This is a genomic window from Bacillus sp. P4_D3 (genome assembly GCF_056401855.1).
In genome coordinates this window covers 1-1,387 of sequence record NZ_JBFUIN010000777.1, presented here as the reverse complement: position 1 = coordinate 1,387, position 1,387 = coordinate 1, and the positions used below count along the sequence as shown (strand labels likewise).

The 1,387-nt window shown below is 34.7% G+C and carries 2 protein-coding genes; both read right to left on the bottom strand.

The annotated features are described in order from the left end of the window. Positions 1-1,281, bottom strand: a 1,281-nt coding sequence (locus AC1DTM_RS26590) for a sensor histidine kinase (protein WP_477001293.1), incomplete at its 3' end; no start/stop codon positions are given. Between the two features lies 1 nt (position 1,282). After that, positions 1,283-1,387, bottom strand: a 105-nt coding sequence (locus AC1DTM_RS26585) for a helix-turn-helix domain-containing protein (protein ID WP_477001294.1), incomplete at its 5' end; no start/stop codon positions are given.

Here is a 1,387-nt window from a genome sequence, read left to right as displayed (position 1 = left end):
CGATAACCCTAAACCGCTACCTTCTACGTTTCTTGCCCTTGCTGTATCCACTTTGTAAAAGCGATCAAATATACGATCCATTTCTTCTTTTTCCATGCCGATTCCGCTGTCTGATATAGAGATCATAACGCTAGACTCTAATTCTTCTACAGCAAATTCAACGGTCCCACCATCGTTTGAAAACTTAATGCTATTCGTAAAAATATTACTCCATACTTGATGAAGTAAGTTTTCATCACCTTTTATGACGATGTCCGGCACATCAAATTCGACGGCGATATCTTTTTCACGCCATTTCCATTCGAGCATAAAAATGACGTCTTTAATTTGCTTTTGTAAGTGAAACTCTTTAATTTGTAGAACTTTCTCTTCTTTATCTAATGAAGCGAGCGTAAGTAACTGTTTACATAAACTAGACATCCGCTTACTTTCGCCCTCAATAATTTTCAAGTAACGTTTTCTTTCCTCTTCACCCATATTCTCCGATTGTAATGTTTTCGAAAAACCTTGTATAGAAGAAAGTGGCGATTGAAATTCATGCGAAACGTTAGAAACGAACTCTTGTCTCATTTGATCTAATTCTTTAATACTTTTCGTCATCTTTTGAAAATTAGTTGCCAGTGTACCAATTTCATCTTTTCGGTTTTCATCTAATTCGATATCATATTCACCACTTGCAATCTTTTGAGTCGCTTTCGTAAATGTTCGAATTGGACGAACGATATAACCTGCTGCAATCGCTATAAAAATGATACTTAATACAACGATGAAACTAAGTAATACCGCTAGAAAAATTCTCATCTCACCAAATTGTTGCTGAATGTCAGGACGGATGAATAAAGCGTACTGTTTATCACCGTGTTTTAATGGGACACCGACACTATTAATTAATTCATTATCGAAAAACCCTGTAATGAACAAGCGGGTTGGATATGTAGAAACGCCATTAAACGTTTCACCTTGCAATACTTTATGAACTGTATCATCACTAATTGTTATCTTACGAAACGCATTCCCAATACGCTTTCCATGATTTTCGTCATCTACAATATAAATTTCATATCCTAATTTCGCAATAGACTGTAAGTATGCCTCTTTATTCTCTTCACTTTGCTTTTCATATAATGATTTTACTTCCTCAGCATACATTAAAATCTTTTCACTATTGTACGGTTTTAACTTCACTTGATAATATACATTCGTTAATAAAAAGCCAATTATACTACTAAGTAGCATAATCCCGACCGTCATAAAAACAAATCTAGAATACAATGATTTCATCTTATTTCAACTCCAACTTATAACCGAGTCCACGTACTGTTGTAATTTGAAAATCATCTGTTCGTTTTGAAAAACGATCTCTCAGCCGCTTCACATGAACATCAAC